This window comes from Acinetobacter sp. ANC 5054 (genome assembly GCF_002135295.1).
Lineage (GTDB): Bacteria > Pseudomonadota > Gammaproteobacteria > Pseudomonadales > Moraxellaceae > Acinetobacter.
In genome coordinates this window covers 57,437-81,292 of sequence record NZ_NEGG01000012.1, presented here as the reverse complement: position 1 = coordinate 81,292, position 23,856 = coordinate 57,437, and the positions used below count along the sequence as shown (strand labels likewise).

At 39.2% G+C, this 23,856-nt stretch carries 21 protein-coding genes; 17 read left to right on the top strand and 4 right to left on the bottom strand.

All coding sequences use genetic code 11. The features are described 5' to 3' along the window. Positions 1-135: 135 nt before the first annotated feature. From holA to B9T33_RS12620, 4 genes are all read right to left on the bottom strand, one after another. Complete coding sequence (holA, locus tag B9T33_RS12635) at positions 136-1,119, bottom strand: DNA polymerase III subunit delta (protein ID WP_086179261.1); 984 nt, start codon at positions 1,117-1,119, stop codon at positions 136-138. A 3-nt stretch (positions 1,120-1,122) separates the two neighbouring features. Further along, positions 1,123-1,662 (bottom strand): LPS assembly lipoprotein LptE, encoded by a 540-nt coding sequence (gene lptE / locus B9T33_RS12630; RefSeq protein WP_086179260.1) that lies wholly within the window; start codon positions 1,660-1,662, stop codon positions 1,123-1,125. 251 nt (positions 1,663-1,913) lie between these two features. Then, entirely contained in the window at positions 1,914-4,535 is a 2,622-nt protein-coding gene (gene leuS, locus B9T33_RS12625; RefSeq protein WP_086179259.1) for a leucine--tRNA ligase, read from the bottom strand. Positions 4,536-4,661: 126 nt separating this feature from the next. Then, positions 4,662-4,997, bottom strand: a complete 336-nt coding sequence (locus tag B9T33_RS12620) for a DUF4124 domain-containing protein (RefSeq protein WP_228145825.1) — start codon at positions 4,995-4,997, stop codon at positions 4,662-4,664. 702 nt (positions 4,998-5,699) lie between these two features. Here B9T33_RS12620 and B9T33_RS12615 point away from each other — a divergent pair. The 17 genes from B9T33_RS12615 to hisS all read left to right on the top strand — a co-directional run bounded on the left by B9T33_RS12615 (position 5,700) and on the right by hisS (position 23,832). Beyond that, complete coding sequence (locus tag B9T33_RS12615; RefSeq protein WP_086179258.1) at positions 5,700-7,427, top strand: acetolactate synthase 3 large subunit; 1,728 nt, start codon at positions 5,700-5,702, stop codon at positions 7,425-7,427. Next, positions 7,424-7,915, top strand: a complete 492-nt coding sequence (ilvN, locus tag B9T33_RS12610) for an acetolactate synthase small subunit (RefSeq protein WP_086179257.1) — start codon at positions 7,424-7,426, stop codon at positions 7,913-7,915. The genes B9T33_RS12615 and ilvN overlap by 4 nt, the downstream gene beginning before the upstream one ends. Before the next feature lie 108 nt (positions 7,916-8,023). Then, positions 8,024-9,040: a ketol-acid reductoisomerase gene (gene ilvC / locus B9T33_RS12605; RefSeq protein ID WP_086179256.1), complete on the top strand. Its 1,017-nt coding sequence runs from the start codon at positions 8,024-8,026 to the stop codon at positions 9,038-9,040. A 624-nt stretch (positions 9,041-9,664) separates the two neighbouring features. After that, the gene (locus tag B9T33_RS12600; protein WP_086179255.1) at positions 9,665-10,486 is read left to right on the top strand and encodes an XAC2610-related protein; all 822 of its coding nucleotides are present in this window, start codon (positions 9,665-9,667) and stop codon (positions 10,484-10,486) included. Positions 10,487-11,335: 849 nt separating this feature from the next. Further along, on the top strand, positions 11,336-11,863 hold the full coding sequence (locus tag B9T33_RS12595) for a hypothetical protein (protein ID WP_086179254.1): 528 nt from the start codon (positions 11,336-11,338) through the stop codon (positions 11,861-11,863). A 68-nt stretch (positions 11,864-11,931) separates the two neighbouring features. Further along, a complete protein-coding gene (locus tag B9T33_RS12590; protein WP_171263640.1) occupies positions 11,932-12,630 on the top strand; it encodes a molecular chaperone in 699 nt (232 codons plus the stop codon). A 26-nt stretch (positions 12,631-12,656) separates the two neighbouring features. Continuing rightward, positions 12,657-14,963, top strand: coding sequence for a fimbria/pilus outer membrane usher protein (locus tag B9T33_RS12585; RefSeq protein ID WP_086179252.1), 2,307 nt, complete (start codon positions 12,657-12,659; stop codon positions 14,961-14,963). A gap of 14 nt (positions 14,964-14,977) precedes the next feature. Beyond that, complete coding sequence (locus tag B9T33_RS12580; protein WP_086179251.1) at positions 14,978-15,391, top strand: hypothetical protein; 414 nt, start codon at positions 14,978-14,980, stop codon at positions 15,389-15,391. A gap of 138 nt (positions 15,392-15,529) precedes the next feature. Then, positions 15,530-16,813, top strand: a complete 1,284-nt coding sequence (locus B9T33_RS12575; protein WP_416202600.1) for a glycosyltransferase family 4 protein — start codon at positions 15,530-15,532, stop codon at positions 16,811-16,813. A gap of 177 nt (positions 16,814-16,990) precedes the next feature. After that, entirely contained in the window at positions 16,991-17,542 is a 552-nt protein-coding gene (locus tag B9T33_RS12570; RefSeq protein ID WP_086179249.1) for a phosphatase PAP2 family protein, read from the top strand. 134 nt (positions 17,543-17,676) lie between these two features. Continuing rightward, positions 17,677-17,877: a Fe-S cluster assembly protein IscX gene (iscX, locus tag B9T33_RS12565; protein WP_086179248.1), complete on the top strand. Its 201-nt coding sequence runs from the start codon at positions 17,677-17,679 to the stop codon at positions 17,875-17,877. 109 nt (positions 17,878-17,986) lie between these two features. Further along, positions 17,987-18,418, top strand: a complete 432-nt coding sequence (ndk, locus tag B9T33_RS12560; RefSeq protein ID WP_086179247.1) for a nucleoside-diphosphate kinase — start codon at positions 17,987-17,989, stop codon at positions 18,416-18,418. 123 nt (positions 18,419-18,541) lie between these two features. Next, positions 18,542-19,777, top strand: a complete 1,236-nt coding sequence (gene rlmN, locus B9T33_RS12555; protein ID WP_086179246.1) for a 23S rRNA (adenine(2503)-C(2))-methyltransferase RlmN — start codon at positions 18,542-18,544, stop codon at positions 19,775-19,777. Positions 19,778-19,792: 15 nt separating this feature from the next. After that, positions 19,793-20,596, top strand: coding sequence for a type IV pilus biogenesis/stability protein PilW (pilW, locus tag B9T33_RS12550; protein ID WP_086179245.1), 804 nt, complete (start codon positions 19,793-19,795; stop codon positions 20,594-20,596). Further along, a complete protein-coding gene (locus tag B9T33_RS12545; RefSeq protein ID WP_086179244.1) occupies positions 20,587-21,384 on the top strand; it encodes a helix-turn-helix domain-containing protein in 798 nt (265 codons plus the stop codon). Before pilW ends, B9T33_RS12545 begins: the two co-directional genes overlap by 10 nt. Before the next feature lie 23 nt (positions 21,385-21,407). After that, entirely contained in the window at positions 21,408-22,526 is a 1,119-nt protein-coding gene (ispG, locus tag B9T33_RS12540; protein WP_086179243.1) for a flavodoxin-dependent (E)-4-hydroxy-3-methylbut-2-enyl-diphosphate synthase, read from the top strand. Between the two features lie 10 nt (positions 22,527-22,536). After that, complete coding sequence (gene hisS, locus B9T33_RS12535; RefSeq protein ID WP_086179242.1) at positions 22,537-23,832, top strand: histidine--tRNA ligase; 1,296 nt, start codon at positions 22,537-22,539, stop codon at positions 23,830-23,832. The last annotated feature ends 24 nt before the right edge of the window (positions 23,833-23,856 follow it).

Here is a 23,856-nt window from a genome sequence, read left to right as displayed (position 1 = left end):
GTGGTCGAAATTAAATGGAGTAAGATGTTTGAATTATATGATTTAAATACGGATAAATTGTGAACTTTTTGAACAAATAGAAATGATAATTATTCTTTTATATAAAATATGCTGCATTGACATCTTTTCGCTTATTTAAAACAATCGACGGCCACATAAACTCGCAATCGCCTGTTGTACGAGGTGCTCTGGGTTTTCGTGACCTAGGCCTTTAATTGAAGCATCTAAGCGTAACAGCAGGGCAGGCCATGTCAAAAACTCGTTGGCATTTAAACGACGTAAGGCTTGTTGGTATAAACCAATTTTTGTTTTCCAAATACCAATTTGTAGCGCATTTTGTGGTTGTTCAAACAGCTGCATCAGTAGACGCATTTCTTTGCTAATACTCCACAATATCAGCGACATTGGCTCGCCAGAAGCTATTAAATACTGAAAAATTTTAATCGATTGTGCGAGATTTCCTTGCAGCATCGCATCATTTAAATCATAGGTGGTATAGCGTGATTGATCTTGTAAACACGAATACAAATGATCAATTTGAATGACATCGACTTCTGGAAAGGTGTCAGCAACACGCATCAAACTATTTTTTGCTGCAAGCAAGTTGTGTTCATGGTGTTGTTCGAGCCATTGCCATGCATCATTCGCGAGTTGAATACCCAGTTTTTGCGCTTCGACGCCCAATATTTGCTGACGGTCTTTCGGGTAGTTTGCCGTCAGTGCCACATTGACACCATTGGCATCAATGGTTTGAAAGAAACTGGTTTTTAGACTAGCACTGTCTTGTTTTGGCATGACCACCAAAAGCAAATTACTTTCATTGTTTTGTAAGTAGCTTTTGAGGAGCTTTAAGCCATTGGCATCAGGTTTAATGCTGCCATGTGCTTCTATCGCCAGTTGACTAGAAAATAATGACAGGCTGTTTAGGGCATTAAAGACATTTTTCCAATCAGCGACTGAACTAATATCATAACGCTGACGCTCAATTTCACGTGCATTCCAACTTTTACGAAAAGCATCAAGCAGGTTTTGTTCAAGCAGCGGTTCTTGACCATGCAGCACCCAGGCACCTTGAGCTTCATCAACACGTTTTAATGCCTGGAGATAGTCAAGTTTCATAAATCAGTCTTGCTCAGCTTTGCTTGGTGCAGTCAGTGGATTGGCTTTTGGTAAGCGGTTTGAAGAAATTTGACGCACGATTTGCTGTGCAATATCGTCAATAATCACTTGTTTTAGATATTTTTCTTCTTGGTCATCGGTGTTCACGGTGGCCACATCATATTGATAGCTACGCGTTGCCATTAAGGTACGAGGCTCTGTTACTGGGTTGCCTTGTGCATCTTCAATACGGAAAGTCACGTTTAAGCGAAGTAGGGTTTCAACCAATTTACCATTTAGTTCTAAACGACGTGGTGTGTAATCAAGGATGTGTAATACATAAGCATCTTGATTATTACTGAGTTGTACACCAGCAGAACCCAAATAAATCGCTAATTTTTCGTGTAGATCATCCGTATCTTGCGGAAGTACCAAACGCATTTTTGAATATGCTACAGGTACAGAGGTTGGATTGGTGCCTTTTAAATGAAAACCACAACCGACCATACCTGCACTTAGGCCCATAGTTAATACAATTGCAGCAACACGTTGAACCAAATGCATAGAGTGTCCTCTGTTTCCCGAAGGAATAATTTTGAAATCCTGTGTGGATTGTAAAGTCAAAGCCCTTTGACTGGCAACGGGCTTTGTGTTTTTTCAGCCTCCCTTTAGCAAAGGGAGGTTGGAGGGATTGCTCCTTAAAGTTCCCTCTCCTTTTAGGATATGAGAAACATTGTTTCGCAAGGGGAGAGGTCTATTTTTTTTACTACCCCTCATCCCAACCTTCTCCCAGAGGGAGAAGGAGCTATAAGGAATTAAACCACCAAGTTCACGAGTTTATTTGGCACCACAATTTCTTTCTTGGTTGGGCCAGTCAAGAATTGTTGAACTTCAGGCAATGCTTTTGCTTGCGCCAAGATGTCATCTTTAGACGCATCTACAGACACTTCTAACTTTCCACGAAGTTTACCGTTTACTTGAACCACAATTGTTTGCGTATTACGAGTCAATGCAGACTCATCAACAGCAGGGAATGTCGCAGAAGTTAAGTCGATACCAAACTCAGCCAATAAAGTTTGGCTTAAGTGCGGTGCAAACGGTGCAAGTAAAGTGAGAAGGGTAATGATCGATTCACGTGCAACAGCAATGTCGTTATCATCTTTTGCTTCAAACTTGTTGTTTGCATTTAACAATTCCATCATCGCTGCAATTGCAGTGTTAAAGGCATGGCGACGTGAAATGTCATCACCCACTTTTTGGATGGTTTCGTGCGTTTTACGGCGTAAGTCTTGTGCTTCTGTAGAAAGCTTAGAGGTATCGATGGTCGCAGCAGAGTTTGCTTTTTCAAGGAAACCTGTAGTCAAACGCCAAACACGTTTCAAGAAACGGTTTGAACCTTCAACACCAGCATCTGACCATTCAAGAGATTGGTCTGGTGGTGCAGCAAACATCATGAATACACGTGCAGTATCTGCGCCGTATTGGTCAATAATCGCTTGCGGGTCGATACCGTTATTTTTCGATTTCGACATTTTCTCTTGACCGCCAACAATCACTTCTTGACCATCACCTTGGTATTTGGCAGAAGTGATACGGCCTTTCTCATCACGTTCAAGATCGATGTCAGCAGGGTTAAACCAAGTTTTCTTACCTGTTTCAGACTCGCGGTAGTAAGTATCTGCAAGCACCATGCCTTGTGTTAACAAGTTGGTAAATGGTTCATTGCCTTGTACTACGCCTTCATCACGCATCAATTTGTGGAAGAAGCGCGCATATAACAAGTGCAGAATCGCGTGTTCTACACCACCGATGTATTGGTTGACTGGAAGCCAAGTTTGACCCGCTTCAGGTTTTACCATGCCGCCAGTGAAGTCAGGAGATGCATAACGTGCGTAGTACCAAGATGATTCTACGAATGTATCCAGCGTATCTGTTTCACGACGTGCTTCGCCACCACAGCATGGGCACGTAGTTTGATAAAATTCTGGCATTTTGTTTAGTGGGTTACCAGAACCATCTGGAACCACGTCAGTCGGAAGCACAACTGGAAGTTGTTCTTCAGGTACAGGCACCTGACCACATTTGTCACAGTTGATCATTGGAATCGGACAACCCCAGTAACGCTGACGAGAAACACCCCAGTCACGTAAACGGAATTGAACTTTAGAATTTGCAAGCTCAGTTGGCTCTAATTTCGCAAGGAAAGCATCATAAGCACCTTGGAAATCTAGGCCGTCAAACTCGCCTGAATTTACTAGTTTGCCTTCTTTCGAACCGTACCATTCCTGCCAAGTTGTTGCATCAAAGTCTGCATCGTCTGCACCTTTCGCATCAATCACTTGCTTGATGGTCAAGCCGTATTTATTGGCAAATTCAAAGTCACGTTCATCATGTGAAGGTACTGCCATCACCGCGCCTGAACCGTAAGACATCAACACGTAGTTTGCGATCCAAACAGGAACTTCTTCACCTGTTACAGGGTGTTTTACAGAAAGACCTGTTGCCATGCCTTTCTTCTCAGCAGTGGCAAGATCGGCTTCTGCCACAGAACCCATACGGCATTCTTCAATAAATGCAGATAACTCAGGGTTTGTTTCAGCCGCTTTTAGCGCCATTGGGTGTTCTGCTGCAACGGCAACATAAGTCACACCCATTAAAGTGTCGGCACGTGTGGTAAATACAGTTAAACCATCTGCATAGATTTCAGGATTTGCTGAAGGGAAGGTGATGTCCATCCCTTGTGAGCGACCAATCCAGTTGCGCTGCATGGTTAAAACTTGTTGTGGCCAACCGTCTTTCAGTGTTTCTAAATCGTCTAATAACTCTTGCGCATAATCGGTAATGCGGAAGTAGTACATTGGAATATCACGTTTTTCAACCAATGCACCTGAACGCCAACCACGACCATTTTCAACTTGCTCGTTTGCAAGAACAGTTTGATCCACTGGATCCCAGTTCACAGTTGAAAGTTTACGGTAGATCAGACCTTTTTTATAAAGCTGAACGAATAACCATTGTTCCCAGCGGTAGTATTCTGGTGTGCAAGTGGCAAACTCACGATCCCAATCAACAGACAGACCCAATTTTTTTAATTGGTCACGCATGTAAGCGATGTTTTCAAATGTCCATTTTGCAGGTGCAACTTGGTGGGCAATGGCTGCATTTTCAGCAGGTAGACCGAACGCATCCCAACCCATCGGTTGAAGAACCGTTTCACCTTGCAAACGGTGGAAACGGCTGATCACGTCACCAATTGTATAGTTACGCACATGACCCATATGCAGTTTGCCGCTTGGATACGGGAACATTGAGAGGATATAACGACGCGGGCCCTCTACTTGGTCGGCAACTTTAAAGGCTTTGCGAGTTTCCCAGTCCTGCTGGACTGTAGGTTCAATCGCACTGGCTTGATATTCAGGGTCAATGTGAGTAGTCATAAACGTATATTAAAATAACGGTTGAAAAAGTTTGTGCTACAGCATAGCGCAAAATACATCTAGAGTGAATTTTGCGATGCTATTGGAAATAAAAAATTAGCTGAATACGTCAGTAGTTCGTAGTTGTTATTGTGCTGCCGATGCTGCTACAGCTTGCCCTTGACGTAAAGCTTCATTTGCTTCGCGTTGTTGGTCGGCTTGTTGTTGCTCACGATTCTCGACTTCACGTGAAACCTGTTCATCATTTTTCGCTGCGCTGGCCTGTGTCGATACGCTAGAACTATAGGTGTTCACTTTACCTTTACGCTGCACATTTTTGGGTGGCGGGGTAGTGGTGTAGTGGGTTGAACCTTTAGCATCGACCCATTTATAAAATTCTTTAGCAGAAACTTGCGTCGCACAGAGAAAAGTCGCAACAGAAAATAGTAAGCAAATGGACTGAGCAAAAGAGGTGTTCATCATGAATAAATCCCGATCAATTGTTCTAAAAATTAAGCTAATAAATAGCCTAAAATTTTGCGCTTTTTTTTGCCTAGAATCTATGTTTTTTTAATAAGATTTGATCAGTGGTGATAAGCAAAAAATTAAAATTATGACTTTGTGTAAGTGTTTAAAGTTTAAACATTAAATTGTGTTCATTTGCCCTGATCTGTTTTATATGAATTGAGTTAAAAGCCTTGTGTACTTGAGCTGAACCTTTGGATATTTAATTTATTTATTAGATTTATAAAAGTATTTTATGAAATTGAAAATAAATAGTTATGGGTGAATAAAGCTTTAAGAATGAGAAGTGATGCACAATGCTTAAAAAACAAACGGTCTGTAATTAATCAGAAAAAAGCCGATTTTTAAACTTGACTTTAGTGTGTGAAACTACAAAAATGCTGTCTTTAGTTTTATATGCCTTAGATCGATCACCCTTCGAATGAGTGCATTTTAGCAATGGACTTCTTCTCTAGCCGAGAAGTTGAACAAAGCCAACAAAATATGTTTATCCCAACATGTTTTAGACCCCATATTGCTCAAACAGCAAGCAGGTCAGATTTTTTTCTTATTGCTATGAAAACTATGAAATTTGTGTGCTATAACAGAGCACGCAGTTAATGAATTAACCACGACAAATGCCCTCCATTTGTGCGTGAAAAAAGATTAGGGTGAATCACGTTGGAACTTTTATCTGGTGGTGAAATGCTTGTTCGCGCTTTAGCGGACGAAGGCGTTGAACATGTTTTTGGATACCCAGGCGGCGCAGTACTCCATATTTACGATGCGTTATTTCAACAAGAAAAAATCAATCATTACCTAGTACGCCACGAGCAAGCTGCGGGTCATATGGCTGATGCTTACTCACGTGTTACAGGTAAAACTGGTGTCGTTCTTGTGACATCAGGTCCTGGTGCGACAAATACCGTAACTCCAATTGCAACAGCTTATATGGACTCAATCCCAATGGTGATTTTGTCTGGTCAGGTTGCAAGCCATCTTATCGGTGAGGATGCGTTCCAAGAAACTGATATGGTAGGTATTTCTCGTCCAATCGTTAAGCACAGTTTCCAAGTGCGTCATGCAAGTGAAATTCCTGCGATCATTAAAAAAGCATTTTATATTGCTTCATCTGGTCGTCCAGGTCCTGTTGTTGTTGATATTCCAAAAGATGCAACAAATCCTGCAGAAAAATTTGCCTACGAATATCCTGAAAAAGTGAAGATGCGTTCGTATCAACCACCGCATCGTGGTCACTCAGGTCAAATTCGTAAAGCGATTGATGAACTTATCCATGCCAAACGTCCAGTGATCTACTCGGGTGGTGGTGTTGTTCAAGGTAATGCTTCTGAACAATTGACTGAATTGGCTCATTTGTTGGGCTATCCAGTGACCAGTACATTGATGGGTCTTGGTGCTTATCCGGGTAATGATGAACAATTCATCGGTATGTTGGGTATGCATGGTACTTATGAAGCAAACATGACCATGCACAATGCAGATGTGATTCTGTGTGTAGGTGCGCGCTTCGATGACCGTGTAACCAATAACCCAGCGAAATTCTGTCCGAATGCCAAAGTCATTCATATTGACATTGACCCTGCGACAATTTCAAAAACGATTATGGCGCACATTCCAATTGTCGGTGCGGTTGAACCTGTATTAACAGAGATGTTAGCGCAGTTGAAACAGCTTAATGTATCTAAGCCAAATCCTGAAGAAATTGCTGCTTGGTGGAAACAAATCAATGAATGGCGTCAAGTTCATGGTTTGAATTATGACAAACCAAGCGATGGCAGCATGAAACCACAGCAAGTGGTTGAAGTGTTGGATAAAATTACCAATAGCCAAGCGATCATTACTTCTGATGTTGGTCAACACCAAATGTTTGGTGCACTTTACTACAAATATACGCGTCCACGTCAATGGATTAACTCTGGTGGTCTAGGGACTATGGGTGTTGGCTTGCCATATGCAATGGCAGCAAAACTTGCATTCCCAGATCAGCAAGTAGTGTGTATTACGGGTGAAGCATCGATTCAGATGTGTATCCAAGAACTTTCTACATGTAAGCAATATGGCTTAAATGTAAAAATTCTATGCTTGAATAACCGTGCCCTCGGTATGGTTAAGCAATGGCAAGACATGAACTACGAAGGTCGTCATTCAAGTTCTTATGTTGAATCACTTCCAGACTTCCCTAAATTAATGGAAGCGTATGGTCATGTTGGTATCGAAATTAACCATGCGGATGAGCTTGAGTCTAAGCTTGCAGAAGCAATGGCGATTAACGATAAGTGCGTATTCATCAATGTAATGGTTGATCGCACGGAACACGTATATCCAATGTTGATTGCTGGTCAGTCAATGAAAGATATGTGGTTAGGCAAAGGGGAGCGTACACAATGAGACACATTATTTCTGTACTCATGGAAAACGAAGCAGGTGCGCTTTCACGTTTAGTTGGTCTGTTTTCTCAACGTAATTATAACATTGAGACTTTAAATGTAGCACCAACTGAAGATCCGACATTATCTCGTCTGACCCTGACAACATATGGCGATGACCACAAAATTGAACAAATTACTAAGCAGCTGAATAAGCTGGTAGAAGTTGTAAAAGTTGTGGACTTGTCTGAAGGTGCGCACATTGAACGTGAACTGATGCTGATTAAAGTAAAAGCATTGGGTTCGGCACGTGCTGAAATTAAGCGTACTGCGGATATTTTCCGTGGACAAGTGGTTGATGTAACGCCAACGACATATACCATTCAAATCGCAGGTACCACTGAAAAGATTGATGGTTTTATTGATGCATTGGCTGAAAATACAATTCTTGAAGTTGTACGTTCAGGTGTATCAGGCATCGCACGTGGCGAAAAAGTTTTAACCATCTAATTTAAATTTATGTACCTCATCTTAGGATGAGGGCTTAACACTGTGAAAAAACACACAAGATCACAATGTTAAGTGAAAGGAAACAAAAGCATTTTAGCGGAGACAGCAATGCAAATTTTTTACGATAAAGACACAGACTTATCTATCATCCAAGGCAAAAAAGTAGCGATCATTGGTTACGGTTCACAAGGCCACGCGCATGCGCTTAACCTGAAAGATTCAGGTGTAGACGTAACTGTAGGTCTACGTGCTGGTTCTACTTCTTGGAAAAAAGCTGAAAATGCTGGTCTTAAAGTTTCAGAAGTACCTGCTGCTGTAGCTCAAGCTGACCTTGTAATGATTCTGACTCCAGATGAATTCCAATCTCAACTTTACCGTGACGTAATCGAGCCAAACATCAAAGAAGGCGCGACTTTAGCATTTGCTCATGGTTTCTCTGTTCTTTACAACCAAGTTGTTCCACGTAAAGATCTTGACGTAATCATGGTTGCTCCAAAAGCGCCAGGTCACACTGTACGTTCAGAATTCCAACGTGGTTCAGGTGTTCCAGATCTTATCGCGATTCACCAAGATGCTTCTGGTAATGCACGTAACGTAGCGCTTTCTTATGCTTCTGGCGTAGGTGGTGGTCGTACAGGTATTATCGAAACTTCATTCCGTGAAGAAACTGAAACTGACTTATTCGGTGAGCAAGCAGTTCTTTGTGGTGGTGCTGTTGAATTGGTTAAAATGGGCTACGAAACTCTTGTTGAAGCTGGTTATGCTCCAGAAATGGCTTACTTTGAATGTCTACACGAACTTAAATTGATCGTTGACTTGATGTTCGAAGGCGGTATTGCGGACATGAACTACTCAGTATCTAACAATGCTGAATACGGCGAATACGTAACTGGCGTTGAAGTAATCAACGAACAGTCTCGTGAAGCGATGCGTAATGCGCTTAAACGTATCCAATCTGGTGAATATGCGAAGATGTTCATCCAAGAAGGCGCGTTGAACTACCCATCTATGACAGCCCGTCGCCGTCAAAACGCAGCTCACGGTATTGAAGTGACTGGCGGTAAATTACGTGCGATGATGCCTTGGATTCAAGCGAACAAAATCGTTGATAAAGAAAAGAACTAAGTTCTAATTTCTGAGTCAAAAAGCCCTTGTGAAAGCAGGGGCTTTTTTTTATGTCATGTAAAACAATGTTTTATTTATTAAGTTAAATTTTGCGCCCCCAAAGATAGGAAAGTAGTGCTTTGTCTTCCTTGCGCTTCACTCAAAACAGTGTTTTGAGTTTCTTGCGCTTCATTCAAAGCAGTGCTTTATTTTTCTTTCGTACCTTGGATTCAAGCAAACAACATCGTTGATAAAGATAAAAACTCATTTCTTGGAACAGTTGATTTGAATGCGAAAACCCATTCATTTTGATTGGTTTTTTTGTATATGGTGTTTCATACCGAATAGGGAATATTAATATGACCTACAGTTATTCCAAATACGGACATGCACGATAATCAAGTTGTCGTTTGAATTCTGCACTTTGAAAAATTAAAAGCACTATATATTTTTAATCCATTTTGCATGGTTTGGCTATGCTGCTGCCTCGTAAGTTGTCTGTGGAAATAAGATAAAACATTAAAAATATATTTGAATAAAATCTGAATTAGTTATTGCAAAAACCCTAAACTCTCCCGAGATATGTATGATTTAAGTTGTGATAGAGTAGGCATAATATGTGCTAAACGGGTTTGGGTTATAAAAATGAACAGACTAAAAATTTCCATATGTGTTTCTTTGTTCATACCGCTACTTAGTTTTGCAGCAACGCCGCAGATTGAGCAAGAGCAGCTTAAGCCCTTATCTGATGTGCGTATATCTATGCAACGGATGCTAAAGTCTACTGATGGGCATTATTTTCTAGACTTATATGCGGGTATTTGGAATCCGCACGGCACATTAATTGATTTGCAAAATCCGAAGCGCATAAGCTTGAAAGGAACGCAAAAGGGAGATCAATTGAATCTTCAGTCTATTGCTGTTCAAGCAGATCCATCTGTAAATAGCAGCTATCAACTTACAGGTCTTTTAAATGCGAATACAGGCGCATTCAAAGCAACTTTGGCAGAGCAGGACGCATCTGGCACTAACTTGCAATTTGAGCCTGCATTTAAAGCTGCTGATAAACCCGTTTTGATGTTTAAATTTTATGGACTACAAGGTCCGGATCAGCCTTATGGGAGATCTCTAAAGCGTGTTGATGTCATTAATAAAAATAATGGGCAAGTCATGCAGTCACTCGAAGGCTTTAGTGCTTTTGGCAATAGTATTGGCTTTTTAGATGTCAATTTTGATGGTTACTATGATGTGGTGTTATCAGATACATCTGATGGTTTAAAAATAGAAGATAAGCGCTTTGTTTATTGGATGTATAATCCAAAAACTCAAAAGTTCCAAAGAGCACCACAGTTGGAGAAAATAGCAGGTTTTCCTACATTGAAGGGTGAATTGCAACAGATTGATTTTGGTCAAGGGCAAATATACAAAGTCGATCAAGGGTTACTATATCTAGTTAAGCAAGAATAAAAAATTTTATGGTTGGAAAAGCCTCTGGAATCAGAGGCTTTTTTATTTATGGAGATTGCTTAATGATGAAATTGTAATGGTGGTTTTTAAATCATAAGTTTGAACAAAAAAATAGTTTAAAACATGAGGTAAAAAGACTAAATAAAATCCCATATACTTGAAAGGTCACGTAATAAATGATTTCATTGAAAATGCCGCAATAAAATAAATATAGTATTCCGTTCAAGAAAATGATTTACATAAGCTTAACATTGAGCATTGGTTGAAACTTTTCGACCAGTCAAAAAGTATAATTTAATACAAATAGATAATATTTTGTGACGCAATCTTTATGTTTTTAGGCAAAAGGACATACCCAGAATTGGTGATTCTATATTTGTTATTTAATTTAATAATGATGTATTGATCGGTTATATGAAAGATAATAGATGATATTTCCACTAACAATTTATCGTTAAAAAAATATTTTGAACTATTTCACAAATTAATTCTGAAATATGTAACATGTTGTTATTGGTGTGAAAAGAAAAAAATATTAATATTCATATACATGACTTATACCAAGAAATAGTGATTATAAAAAAATCCCAAGAATTTGGGATAAAATAGAAAATTGATTTAAAATTAAATAATAATAAATATATTAAAAAAAACATATATTTAATTTGAATAGTTAGAAAAATGTAAACATCTTTAATATTCATGTGAATTATCACTATTAGGTTTTTTTTATTTTTAGTTGGTTAAGAATAAATCAGCACCTAGGGAAAATAATATTAAGTAGTTTATCTTAATAAAAAACCTTGATGCACATACTAATAAATCTCAATTGAGAATGGAGTAATTGTTATGAATAAATTAATCAAAGTTGCGGTTTCAGCATTAGTTCTTGGTTTAGGTACAGCAGCATATGCTGATGGTGGTGTAGCAGATCGTGGTGGACCAGGTGGAGGTAATTCAGGACATAACCCAGGAAACAGTGGTTGTGGAACAAAATGTGACGGTGAAATTCCAATTGAATTGAATGTACCTAAACATTGTGATTTAGATATACTAGGTAAAGAGAAAAAAATTACAATGGCAGCCGGTGCACAAAATAAATGGAGCGGCACTGCTCAATTTGAAGTTCGTGCAAACGCACCTTATAAACTTAATATTACTAAACCTTCAGAATTAACTAACGAAATTAATGGTACACAAAAGATCGGTGTGAATGTAGATACTAAACTTGGCGGCCAACTATATGCTGGTGGAAATTTACCATATAGTTCAACTGCACGTACATTTGATGTGGTAGCTACAACAGTAAACGCTGTTTCTGAGATGGCCCACTATGGTACATACAAAGGTACATATAAAGTAGCAGTTGATTTCTAAATAAGAATAAACAATAGTGGTGTATATTCAAGATATGCACCACTATACTATTATTATAAGGAATAAATATGCAAAAAATAATTTTGGCCATAATCATTAGTTGTATTAGTGGTACTATCTTTGCAGGTATTAAATTTACACCTATACAATTATATTTAGGCGATAAAGGTAGGCAGCGTAGTACTACTGTCGTGGTTGAAAGTACAGGATTCACAAAATCTAAAATCTTTGAAATCTCTGCATTAAACTGGTCGCAAAATGAAAAGGGAGAAGATGTCTTAGTTGAAGATAAAACTTTGATGTTTAATCCAAAAGTTTTTGAGTTGAAGCCTGAAAGTAAGCAAATTGTTCGAGTGGGTTTTGCACAACAATTTGCACCGAGTGAGCTGGAAAAAGAAAAAACATGGCGTGTTATTTTTAATGAAGTTACGCCAGTTGCAGACGATGAATCAATCAATTTTCAATTCAAATTTTCATTGCCGTTGTTCGTGGGAAAACAATATAAAACAGATCTCGGTGTTCAGTTAAAAACAGATAATAATGTTGCAAAAGTTGATGTTATAAACAAAGCAAACTCACATGTTCAAATTACAGATATTAAACTTGTTGATAAGAAAGACAATGAGATATTAAGTAAAAGTTTTAATAGTTATTTGCTTGCTGGTCATGAATATTCTTTCGATTTAGGAGCTGTAAATATTAAAGATAAAAGTAATGTGAAAGTTAAAATTAAAACTGATAAAGATGGAAGTTTGTTGGAATATTGATTTTAGGGATATATGAGGGTAATTCTATGAATAATTTTAGAGTTGTTCTGCTTTTTTTTAGTACTGTTGGTGCTACATATGTCCATGCTGTACCGGCAATATTATCTAATAATGAAGAGTCAAACATTGTGAATGTTTGGCTTAATGGTGTTGATCGCAATGTTGAAACAGTCTTACTTACTAGTGAAAATGGGGATTACATCGAGTGCAGAACTTTAGATGAGTTGGGGGTAAGTTCAGTAAAATTTATTAAATATAATAATAAAGAAGAATTTTGTCTTTTGAAAAACACTGATATTAGTTTTGAAAAAGATGATGGCCTACAAGCTATAAAGATAAATCTATCACCGGTATATTTTTCTGAAAAATTTTATGGAAATGTTGTTACAAAGCCACAAAAAGCAAATTTTGGTGGCTTTATAAACTATGACTTTTTTTATAGTAAAGATGATTACTCAGATGATTTTAACACTCTTGCTGAAATCGGTTTTTTTAAAGATTATTGGCTATTCGACAATTCATTCATATATCGAAGTTCTCCTGATGAGGGTGAAAAAAATGTATTACGCCTAAGTTCCTATTTTGAAATGGATATGCCTGAAAAATATTTAAAATTTAGGGCTGGGGATAATACAACTAACTACAATGCTCTAACAAACTCCTTTCGATTTGGTGGCTTGAGTTTTGGTACAAACTATACAGAACGTCCAGATTTTGTATATTGGAATATGCCAACTTTAAATGGTAGTGCGGCATTACCTTCAACTGTTGATTTGATGTTGAACGGTGTTAGTTTATATAAACAAGCAATTACTCCTGGAAAATACTCTCTACAAACAGGTGCGAGTATTGATCAGGGAGGGGAAGCGACAATAGTTGTAGAAGATGTGTTAGGGAATAGGTCGGTACAAAGTTTTCCAATTTATATCAGTAATAAGCTACTAAGTGTTGGCTTGAATGAATATGATATTTCATTGGGGAAATTAAGATATAACTATGATGAAGATGATACTGACTATCGCGAATTTTTTTCTAAACTGTATTATCGTCGAGGTTTGAGTCGTAGCACAACAATGGGTTTTGATGCAACGTATTCAGATGATATTAAAATTTTAAATTTAATGTGGACACAAGGTGTTAGTAAGTATTTTATTTTAGATACTGAATATGCAGTTAGTGATTATAATGGTGACGTGGGATATGGTGTTTCAGGTAGTATTAGCAGGAGTTTTAAGGATTGGTCGTTTGGTTTAAATAGTCGTTATTACACAGAAGAATTTAAGCAGCTAGGTTTTGAAGAGTATTCTATAAATACTAAATATTCAAATTTAGCTTATTTGAATTTTTCAAATTTAAAATTTATTGATAGTTTAAGTTTGAGTTATGTTGATAATGTTAATTATAATAAAGATGGATTTGAACAAGAAGATAGTCAAATTGTCAATGTGGGTGTGCAAAAACGATTAACCAATAATTTGTATACGACAGTAAATTATTATAAAGATTTTAAACAACATGATAATAGCTTTAATATTATGTTGAGCTATAGTTGGGGGAATGTAAATAGAGTAAATTTAGAGCATGATACGGATAGTAATGAAAGTTTGCTCAGTTATACACGCAATAGCATTAATCAGACAGGTCTAGATTATTCGCTTGCAGTTGGACGTTCGGATGGTGAAATGAATTATCATGCCTTTGGTTTGTATAAAACGAATGTAGGTGATTTAAGTGCTTCATATGATGAGTATGATAATCGTAGATTTGTGCAAGCACAGTATAATGGTGCATTAGTTTGGCTAGGGAATAAAGCCGCATTTACAAAATATGTTGATAATGCATTTGCATTAGTTAGCTTGAGCGGAATGGAAGATGTTGATGTTATGAAGTCTTTATCTGTTGTGGGTAAAACAAATAAGGATGGTTATGCATTTGTGCATAATGTTATTCCATATATTAATTATGATATTTCTTTTGATCAAGATCAGCTTCCATTGGATTATTCATTTGATCAAACCACTAAGAAAATTAATGCTCTAGATAAGCGAGGCTATATTGTAGATTTTAATGTAGCACCAACTAAGAAGTTTATTGTGCGTCTTAAGAACATAAATAATCAAAATTTCCCTCTGGGAACAGTGGTTAATGTCAATAATGATGAAGGTTATTTCGTTGATAGCGATGGATTGTTTTATATCTATTTATCGCAAAAAACAAATTATAATCTTCATGTGTTAACTAAAGAAGGAAAAACTTGCAGTGCGAGTTTAAGTGTTACTCAAAATCAAATTAATACCGCCGAATCCTCAATTATTGAATTGGTTTGTAGGTAATATGGGAGGTTTCTATGAGATTTTTACTCATATGCTGTTTGTCTGCAATATCTAGCACAGCAGTTTATGCTGCTGGCTGTTCTGTTGGTGGGTTATCTGCACCAGAAATGCGATTATCCAATTATGTTTATAGTGAGACAGCTACGTCATTTCATATATCTTGTGATCGGAGTTATTCAATCACATTTCGTAGTCAAAATTTAAAAAATAATAATGGATTAAGTTCTGTTTCGAATGGACCGTATCAATTAAGAACGCAACTTAAAGTCATAGGAGGATCTGATAATCTTTGGGGGGCAATCATGAACCAACGTGCTGGACAGGATAGAAAATATACGATTTCTGCGCGTTTAATGGATAACCCGCTTTCCTATAATGTTCCAGCAGGAGTATATCGGGATAAGATTTATGTTAATGTCGATTTTTAAAAATAATCATCTAATCTTACATTGTAAAAAAGGAGATGAATAATTCTCCTTTTTTCACGATTGTGTCATTAAATAATCATCAAAATGCAAAAAACTGCTGCTTAAACTGTGAATATACATTTATAAGAAGCATGTAAGATCATGACAGAATTGTCTATTAATTTAAAAAGTATGCAGGATGAACCTGCACGCTTTCAATTCCAATTTAAGCATATGCAATCCCGAATGGATGTGCAAACGGTCTCAACCTTAATCCGACCACCTTTGAAAATCGCCATCGTTACTGATACATGGGCACCTGAAATAAATGGTGTAGCTCATAGTTTATTGCAGCTATGTAGAGGCTTACAGCAGCAGGGAAATTCAATTTTTCTGATCCGTCCAGAGCAGTCAGAAGCTTGTATCGATTTTAAACCTGATCATGAATGCTTGGTGCGTGCGCAGTCGATCCCCAAATATTCAGGCTTACAATTTGGTTGGCCGCAGCTGATTAAACTGACAAAAGCTTTAAAGCAAAATCAAGTAGATATAGTGCATATCGTCACTGAGGGGCCGTTGGGTTTTGCGATGTTGCAATTGGCTCGCTCATTGCACATTCCAGTGTCCAGTGGATTTCACTCGGCCTTTCATGATTTTAGTCGTTACTTTGATTTGGCTTTTTTAATGAAGCCTGTGCAGCATTATCTACGTTGGTTTCATAACAATACCCATCTGACCTGTGTGCCCAGTCAAGATACTGCAAATGCTTTGCGGAAATTAGGATTCACCTGTCCATTAGTTGTTGTAGGGCGGGGCGTTGATCAACAGCGTTTTTCTAGCAAATATTACAGCACGGAACTTCGGCAGCAATGGTCTGCGGGTGAACATACACGAGTCATGCTTTATGTTGGGCGGCTATCTCCAGAAAAAGAAGTCGATGTTTTAATTTCAGCATATCGAAGCATGCAAGCTGCTCAAAGGACATTGCCGAATAAGCTGGTGATTGTGGGTGATGGTCCAGATCGCTTGCGTTTGGAGCAATTAGCAACGGGACTGGATGTCATTTTTATGGGGAGTTTGAGTGGACAAGCATTATCACAAGCCTACGCGAGTGCTGATGTATTTGTCTTTGCAAGTCAGGTTGAAACCTTTGGAAATGTCGTTTTAGAAGCGATGGCAAGTGGCTTGCCTGTTATTGCATATAATGCAGCTTGCGCACAATTATATATTCGTTCTGAGCAAACGGGATGGTTATGCTCATTATCTCATACCGATGAATTTATTCGCTTAATGCAGCAGTTGCCGGAGCGTCAAAAACTTAAAACTATGGGTGTTGAGGCTGCAAATGATGCGGCTAAAATAGGCTGGCAACATCCTGTACAACAATTTGAACAAGCCCTATATAAAGTGGTTGATCAAGTTGTACATGCAAGTTTTTATTGAGGTATAGAGCTCGTTACAATTCCGTTCATGAAATTGTCATTAAAACATCATAGGACTGTCAGAAAGAAAGCATAAGCTATGTGAAACACAAGGCGAAAAGATTTTAAAAATAAAAAAATCAAATCTAGCTCAACCTCAGCACAGTCTAAATATAGGACTGTAGACAGGAGATCAGCGATGAATTTTAAAAATGCAAAAACAAGAATGCTTCATTTAGATTTAAAAGGCTGTATTTATCTCAATCATTTTTCCCATCAACAAGTCGTAGCAGATTTTTTTAAAATGATCAGTCGGTTGGGGGATGGTATTTTTTGGTATGTAATGTTGGCTACAGTGTGGATCGTGCAAGGTATATCCTACAGTGTGCAAATTATTTACGTACTACTTGGTGGTTCAGTCGGTACAACCCTATATAAAGTACTTAAAAAGAAAACGGTAAGACCGAGACCTTATCAAGTGCATCAAGTGATTCGACTCGGTGAACGTCCGCTGGATCATTTTAGTTTCCCATCAGGGCATACCTTACATGCAGTCATGGCGACCACGGTATTGGGTTTTATCCAGCCTTTATTATTGATATTAATGTTGCCCTTTACTTTGCTCGTTGCGCTATCACGGATGATTTTAGGATTGCATTATCCGAGTGATGTTGCTGTGGGTGCGGCCATTGGTGCGAGTGTAGGCTGTGGCATTATTGCCTGCGCGCCGTTCTTGAATGTGGTGTTATAAATATTTAAATAGAACAAACCCGAAAATATCACTGAGATAAATCTGGTAATAAAAATATAAAAACAGTTTTAACGACGAAATGCATAAATTTGTTAAAGTAAGACATCATTCTTTAAACGATGTTAGGAAGACCCATGGGTTTACGCTGGACAGATACGATTGATATCGCAATTGAGTTGTATGAAGCTCATCCTGATGTTGATCCGCAATGGATTCGATTTACCGATCTACATACATGGGTTTGTGCATTGCCAAATTTTACAGATGATCCTGAAAAGTCGACTGAAGGCTTGCTTGAAGGAATCCAGATGGCTTGGATTGATGAAGCAAGTTAATCCCTACATCGAAAAAAACCATTTTTTTACATTGCAAAAGCAGAAAATAGCGCATTATTCGGTATAATGCGGCAAAATTTTCACGTCAAATTGACTTAAGGAGCCAATCATGGCTATTGAACGTACTTTATCTATCGTTAAACCAGATGCAGTTGCTAAAAACCACATCGGCGACATCTTTGCTCGTTTCGAAAAAGCGGGTCTTAAAATTGTTGCAACTAAAATGAAACATTTGACTCAAGCTGAAGCTGAAGGCTTCTACGCTGAGCATAAAGAACGTGGTTTCTTTGGTGACCTAGTTGCATTCATGACTTCTGGTCCAGTTGTTGTTTCAGTTCTTGAAGGCGAAAACGCAGTTCTTGCTCACCGTGACATCCTTGGCGCAACTAACCCGAAAGAAGCTGCTCCTGGTACTATCCGTGCAGACTTCGCTGTAAGCATCGACGAAAATGCTGCTCACGGTTCTGACTCTGTAGCATCTGCTGATCGTGAAGTTAACTACTTCTTCGCTCAAACTGAGATCGCTCCACGTACTCGTTAATTCGAAGTATTCAAACCAGATAAGTGGTATACTGCTTGTCTGGTTTTTTTATTCTCTGAATAATTCTTCGCTCAAATACTGAGCATCTCCTTTTATCTTTAGACATGGTTTAGGTAATTACACATGAGTACTGAAGTAGTCGCTACATCAGCTGTTTCTGATGCACAGCAACAATCTCCATCCGCTCCGACGCAGCATAATACTGTGGAGAAAGTGAATTTACTGGGCATGTCACGTCCACAAATGGAAAAATTCTTCGAAGATATGGGGGAGAAGAAATTCCGTGCAGGACAGGTGATGAAATGGATTCACCAATTTTTTGTGACAGATTTTGCTGAGATGACCAATATCTCAGGCAAACTCCGTGAAAAATTGGAAAAAATTTGTGAAATTAAAGCGCCAGAAGTGGTGCATAAAAATTATTCGAAAGACGGTACTCGTAAATGGGTGTTCCGTGTCGGTGATGGTGTAGGTTCATTGGTTGAAACTGTACTTATTCCTGCCGAAGACAAAACTGGTGCGCGTAAGACCTTGTGTATTTCTTCACAAGTGGGCTGTGCACTGGATTGTTCGTTCTGTTCTACAGGTAAACAAGGCTTCCAACGTGACTTGAGTCAAGCTGAAATTATCGGTCAGTTGTGGATGGCAAACTTCTCCTATATGGAAGAAGTTCCTGTGCTTGAGCGTGAGCGTTCTGTGACCAACGTCGTAATGATGGGCATGGGCGAACCGCTGCTAAACTATGATGCAGTATTGAATTCAATGCGTATCATGCTCGATGACTTTGCATATGGTATGTCCAAACGCCGTGTGACCTTGTCGACTTCAGGCGTGGTGCCAAAAATTGATCAATTGGCACAAGATATTGATGTGGCTTTAGCAATTTCATTGCATGCGCCAAATGATGAACTGCGTAACGAACTTGTACCAATCAATAAAAAGTATCCGTTGGAACAATTGATCGCAGCTTGTCAGCGTTATATCGCCAAAGATGGTAATGAGAGTTCACGTAAACACGTGACCATTGAATATGTCATGCTCGATGGTGTGAATGATCATCCTGAACATGCACAACAAATGATTAAATTGCTGAAAAATCTTCCGAGCAAAATTAATTTAATTCCATTTAACCCGTTCCCGCATGCGCCATACGGACGTTCTAGTCGTAACCGTATTATTTCTTTCCAAAAAACTTTGTCTGATGCTGGATTTGTGTGTACGATTCGTCAGACACGTGGCGATGATATTGATGCTGCGTGCGGACAACTCGTGGGGCAAGTTGCTGACCGTACTCGTCGTGCGGAGCAATGGAAAAAGAAAGTTGCGCAGCAAAATGAGATTCTGCGCTCACAAGGATAATAAAGAGGCAGCCAATTGAAAAAGTTAACGTTAAAGTTCACTTTCGTTTCAGCTTTATGTGCATCGGTTTTGGCATTAACTGCATGTCAAACACCAGATGTGGGGAAGAAAGACCCAGAAAAAGCCGTAAAGATTCGGACACAATTGGCTGTTGAACATTTAAAAGCAGGGGATTTAGACGCTGCCAAGCGCGCATTAGATCAGGCCTTAGAGGTGAATTCGCGTGATTCACAAGCCAATATGATGATGGGCGTTTTACTACAACAAGAAGGCAGTAAGGAAAATCTGGAAAAAGCTGATAGTTATTTTAGACGAGCTATTTCAGCAGATTCTAAAAATTCTCAAGCTCGTAACAACTACGGTACGTATTTATATCAAGTTGAGCGTTATAATGACGCGATTGAACAGTTGAGCATTGCAGGGTCAACCTTAGGTTATGATCAACGTTCAAGAGCATTGGAAAATTTAGGTCGAATTTACTTGAAACTGGGTGATGTTGCGAATGCTGAAAAATCATTCAAACAAGCCCTTCAGGCCAATCGTGATTCCTATGTTTCAATGTTAGAGTTGTCTGAAATATTTTATTTGAATCAGCAATTCCCTGCTGCAACGCAAATGTATGAACAATTTGTTCGTGCAGTAGGTCAAAAAAATCAGGGTGCGCGCGCACTCTGGATTGGCATTCGAACAGCTCGTGCCAATGGCGACAATTTGGGTATGCAGGTACTGGTGAACCAGATGCGTGCGTTGTTCCCAGAAAGTCCTGAATACCAACGCTATTTGCAATTACAGTACAGTACTGAGGCCGTATGGAAGTAAATCCTAATTCACCGCAATCGAATGGTTCGAGCGTAGCTCCAAATGCATTAGGAAATGTACAACGCCCAGGTGAGTATTTACGTCAAGTGCGTATTACTCAAAAACTGGAACTTGAAGCTGTCGCAGCTGAACTGAATATTCCGGTCAAAACACTCACCGCACTTGAGCAAGATGACTATAAGTCTTTGCCTGAAGCGACCTTTATTAAAGGTTATTATCGGACCTATGCGAAATACTTAAAGGTCGACGCCACCAATATAATCCAGCGTTTTGATGATATTTATGCCAATGATACGGGGCTATTACCAAATCATGCACTGAATAATTCGCCCATCAAAATTATGGGTAAATTGCCGGGTTCAAATCGTGACCGCAATCGTAAGTGGTTAAAGCGTGGTCTTATCGCTTTGGCAGTTATTATTGTTGTCGGACTCATTGTTGCGGCAGTACAAGGCATGATGTCGTCAAGCAGTAGCAATGAAGAACCAGTAAGCAATGATGCTACATCTGAAGTTCAAGTTCTGGATATGAATGGCGGTAACGCTGCAATCAGTGGCGATCAGCTGACTTTAAGCTTTAATCGTCCAACTTCAGTACATATTGTAGATTCAACTGGTAAAGTGTTGGCTACAGGTCGTCAAGCATCGACCTTAAACTTAAATGGCGAGACACCTTTCCAAATTCGTTTAGATGATGCTGAAGCTGTGTCATTAAGCTTAAATAATGAAAATATTTCATTGTCTCCATATACCGTAAACGGCAAAGCAGATTTCCGTTTATCACGTTAAGGGACAACAGAGCAGACTGAACAATGATTGAAAATCCAATTAAGCGCCGTCCAACTCGTAAAATTAAAGTAGGTTCGGTCTATGTCGGTGGTGATGCGCCGATCAGCATCCAAAGTATGACCAATACTGAAACATGCGATGTAGACGCAACCGTTGCACAGATTCAACGCTGTGTGGATGTTGGTGCAGATATCATGCGTGTTTCTGTACCAAGTATGGAAGCCGCTGAAGCTTTTGGTGAAATTCGTAAGCGTGTACAAGTGCCATTAGTGGCGGATATTCACTTCGATTATAAAATTGCATTACGTGTAGCCGACTTGGGTGCAGATTGTTTACGTATTAACCCAGGGAATATTGGTTCTGAAGCCAAAATTCGTGAAGTGGTTGCCGCAGCGAAACACAATGACATTTCAATGCGTATCGGTGTCAATGCGGGTTCACTCGAAAAAGACATTCAAAAGAAATATGGTGAGCCGACAGGTCAAGCCTTGCTTGAATCGGCAATGCGTCATATTGATATTTTAGATCGTTTAAATTTTCATGAATTTAAAGTATCGGTTAAAGCATCGAATGTATTTTTAACCATGGATGCTTATCGTTTACTGTCTGCTCAAATTGATAATCCACTACATTTGGGTGTAACTGAAGCAGGCGTTTATCGCACTGGATCGGTGAAATCAGCAATTGCTTTAGGTGGTTTGTTAATGGAAGGCATTGGTGACACTATGCGTATTTCATTGGCTGCTGAACCTGAAGAAGAAGTGAAAATTGGTTTTGATATTTTAAAATCACTCGGTCTTCGTTCAAACGGTATTAATTTTATTGCTTGCCCAAGCTGTTCACGTCAAGAATTTAACGTGATTAAAGTCATGCAAACTTTGGAAGAACGCTTGGAAGATGTGCGTGTTCCAATGGATGTTTCAGTGATCGGCTGTAAAGTGAATGGTCCAGGTGAAGCTAAGGAAGCGGATATTGGTGTAGTAGGTGCAAGTCCACGCTCACTGGTGTATCGTAATGGCGAGAAAAGTCATTTAATTGACACAAATCAGTTGGTTGATGAGATCGAATCAATGGTTCGTGATCGTGTTAAAGCCATTGAAGAAGCTAAAGCTAAAGAGATTATTCGTACAAGTTTTGAGTAAGTTATAAGTCATGAGTTCAATCGTCGCAATCAAAGGTTTTAATGACATTCTTCCTACGCAGACCCCTGCATGGAGACGTCTAGAACAGCATCTATCGAGTTTGATGGATGCGTATGGTTATCAGCAAATTCGCCTGCCGATTGTGGAACAGACTCATCTGTTCAAACGTTCTATTGGTGATGCAACCGACATCGTTGAAAAGGAAATGTATACCTTCCTTGACAAAGGTAATCCACCTGAGTCTTTGACTTTACGTCCTGAAGGTACAGCAGGCTGTGTACGTGCCATGCTTGAGCATAACTTGCTACGTGGTGCAACTCCGCGTGTTTGGTATGTGGGACCGATGTTCCGTTATGAAAAGCCGCAAAAAGGCCGTTACCGTCAATTCCACCAATTTGGTGTGGAAACCTTTGGCGTGGCAACCCCCGATCAAGATGCTGAACTGATTCTCATGACTGCGCGTTTATGGAAACGTATGGGCGTTGCAGATAAAGTTCAACTTGAATTGAACACATTAGGTGAGTCTGATGAGCGTGCTGCTTACCGTGCGGCATTGGTTGATTTTCTGGAATCACATAAAGCCGATTTGGATGAAGATTCACAGCGTCGTTTAACGACCAATCCACTTCGTATTTTGGATTCTAAAGATGCGAAGACCCAAGCGATTTTGGAAAATGCTCCAAAACTTCACGACTTCATGGGTGAGGAAACCTTGGCGCATTTTGCTCAATTACAGCAATACCTGACAGAAGCGGGTATTGGTTTTGTGATTAACCAAAAATTGGTTCGTGGTTTGGACTATTACAACAAAACTGTATTTGAATGGACGACCACGCATTTAGGTTCACAAGGTACAGTGTGTGCAGGCGGTCGTTATGACGGTCTAGTGGGCCAGCTTAAAGGTAAGGCGGATCAATCTGTACCGGCGGTTGGTTTTGCAATGGGTATGGAACGTTTACTGCTTCTTCTTGAACAAGTGGAAGACAATACCCCTGTACGTGATTGTGAGTTGTTCTTGGTATCTGATCCAGCAACTCAAGGTAAAGCGTTAGTACTTGCAGAACAAATCCGTGACCAACTTGAAGCTGCGGGTAGTCGTATTCGCTTGAAAGTCGGTTCACAAGGTTCAATGAAGTCACAAATGAAAAAGGCCGATCAAGCGGGTGCTTTGTTTGCTGTAATCTTTGGTGAACGTGAGCAAGCTGCGGGTCAAGTATCTGTCAAAGAACTTGCTAATGCTGAACAGCATGAAGTGAATGTGGCAGAATTTGTTGCCTTCATTATTGACAAAATTTCTTCAAAATAAGCCATATAACATAAGGAAAAGGGT

What these genes read in the sequence shown, in the direction of transcription:
- ilvN (WP_086179257.1), top strand. Translation starts at nt 7,424, where the DNA reads ATGAGACACATTATTTCTGTACTCATGGAAAACGAAGCAGGTGCGCTT.
- iscX (WP_086179248.1), top strand. Translation starts at nt 17,677, where the DNA reads ATGGGTTTACGCTGGACAGATACGATTGATATCGCAATTGAGTTGTAT.
- B9T33_RS12580 (WP_086179251.1), top strand. Translation starts at nt 14,978, where the DNA reads ATGAGATTTTTACTCATATGCTGTTTGTCTGCAATATCTAGCACAGCA.
- ndk (WP_086179247.1), top strand. Translation starts at nt 17,987, where the DNA reads ATGGCTATTGAACGTACTTTATCTATCGTTAAACCAGATGCAGTTGCT.
- lptE (WP_086179260.1), bottom strand. Translation starts at nt 1,662, where the DNA reads ATGCATTTGGTTCAACGTGTTGCTGCAATTGTATTAACTATGGGCCTA.
- ispG (WP_086179243.1), top strand. Translation starts at nt 21,408, where the DNA reads ATGATTGAAAATCCAATTAAGCGCCGTCCAACTCGTAAAATTAAAGTA.
- B9T33_RS12600 (WP_086179255.1), top strand. Translation starts at nt 9,665, where the DNA reads ATGAACAGACTAAAAATTTCCATATGTGTTTCTTTGTTCATACCGCTA.
- leuS (WP_086179259.1), bottom strand. Translation starts at nt 4,535, where the DNA reads ATGACTACTCACATTGACCCTGAATATCAAGCCAGTGCGATTGAACCT.
- B9T33_RS12595 (WP_086179254.1), top strand. Translation starts at nt 11,336, where the DNA reads ATGAATAAATTAATCAAAGTTGCGGTTTCAGCATTAGTTCTTGGTTTA.
- holA (WP_086179261.1), bottom strand. Translation starts at nt 1,119, where the DNA reads ATGAAACTTGACTATCTCCAGGCATTAAAACGTGTTGATGAAGCTCAA.
- B9T33_RS12585 (WP_086179252.1), top strand. Translation starts at nt 12,657, where the DNA reads ATGAATAATTTTAGAGTTGTTCTGCTTTTTTTTAGTACTGTTGGTGCT.
- B9T33_RS12590 (WP_171263640.1), top strand. Translation starts at nt 11,932, where the DNA reads ATGCAAAAAATAATTTTGGCCATAATCATTAGTTGTATTAGTGGTACT.
- rlmN (WP_086179246.1), top strand. Translation starts at nt 18,542, where the DNA reads ATGAGTACTGAAGTAGTCGCTACATCAGCTGTTTCTGATGCACAGCAA.
- B9T33_RS12570 (WP_086179249.1), top strand. Translation starts at nt 16,991, where the DNA reads ATGAATTTTAAAAATGCAAAAACAAGAATGCTTCATTTAGATTTAAAA.
- B9T33_RS12620 (WP_228145825.1), bottom strand. Translation starts at nt 4,997, where the DNA reads ATGATGAACACCTCTTTTGCTCAGTCCATTTGCTTACTATTTTCTGTT.
- B9T33_RS12545 (WP_086179244.1), top strand. Translation starts at nt 20,587, where the DNA reads ATGGAAGTAAATCCTAATTCACCGCAATCGAATGGTTCGAGCGTAGCT.
- ilvC (WP_086179256.1), top strand. Translation starts at nt 8,024, where the DNA reads ATGCAAATTTTTTACGATAAAGACACAGACTTATCTATCATCCAAGGC.
- hisS (WP_086179242.1), top strand. Translation starts at nt 22,537, where the DNA reads ATGAGTTCAATCGTCGCAATCAAAGGTTTTAATGACATTCTTCCTACG.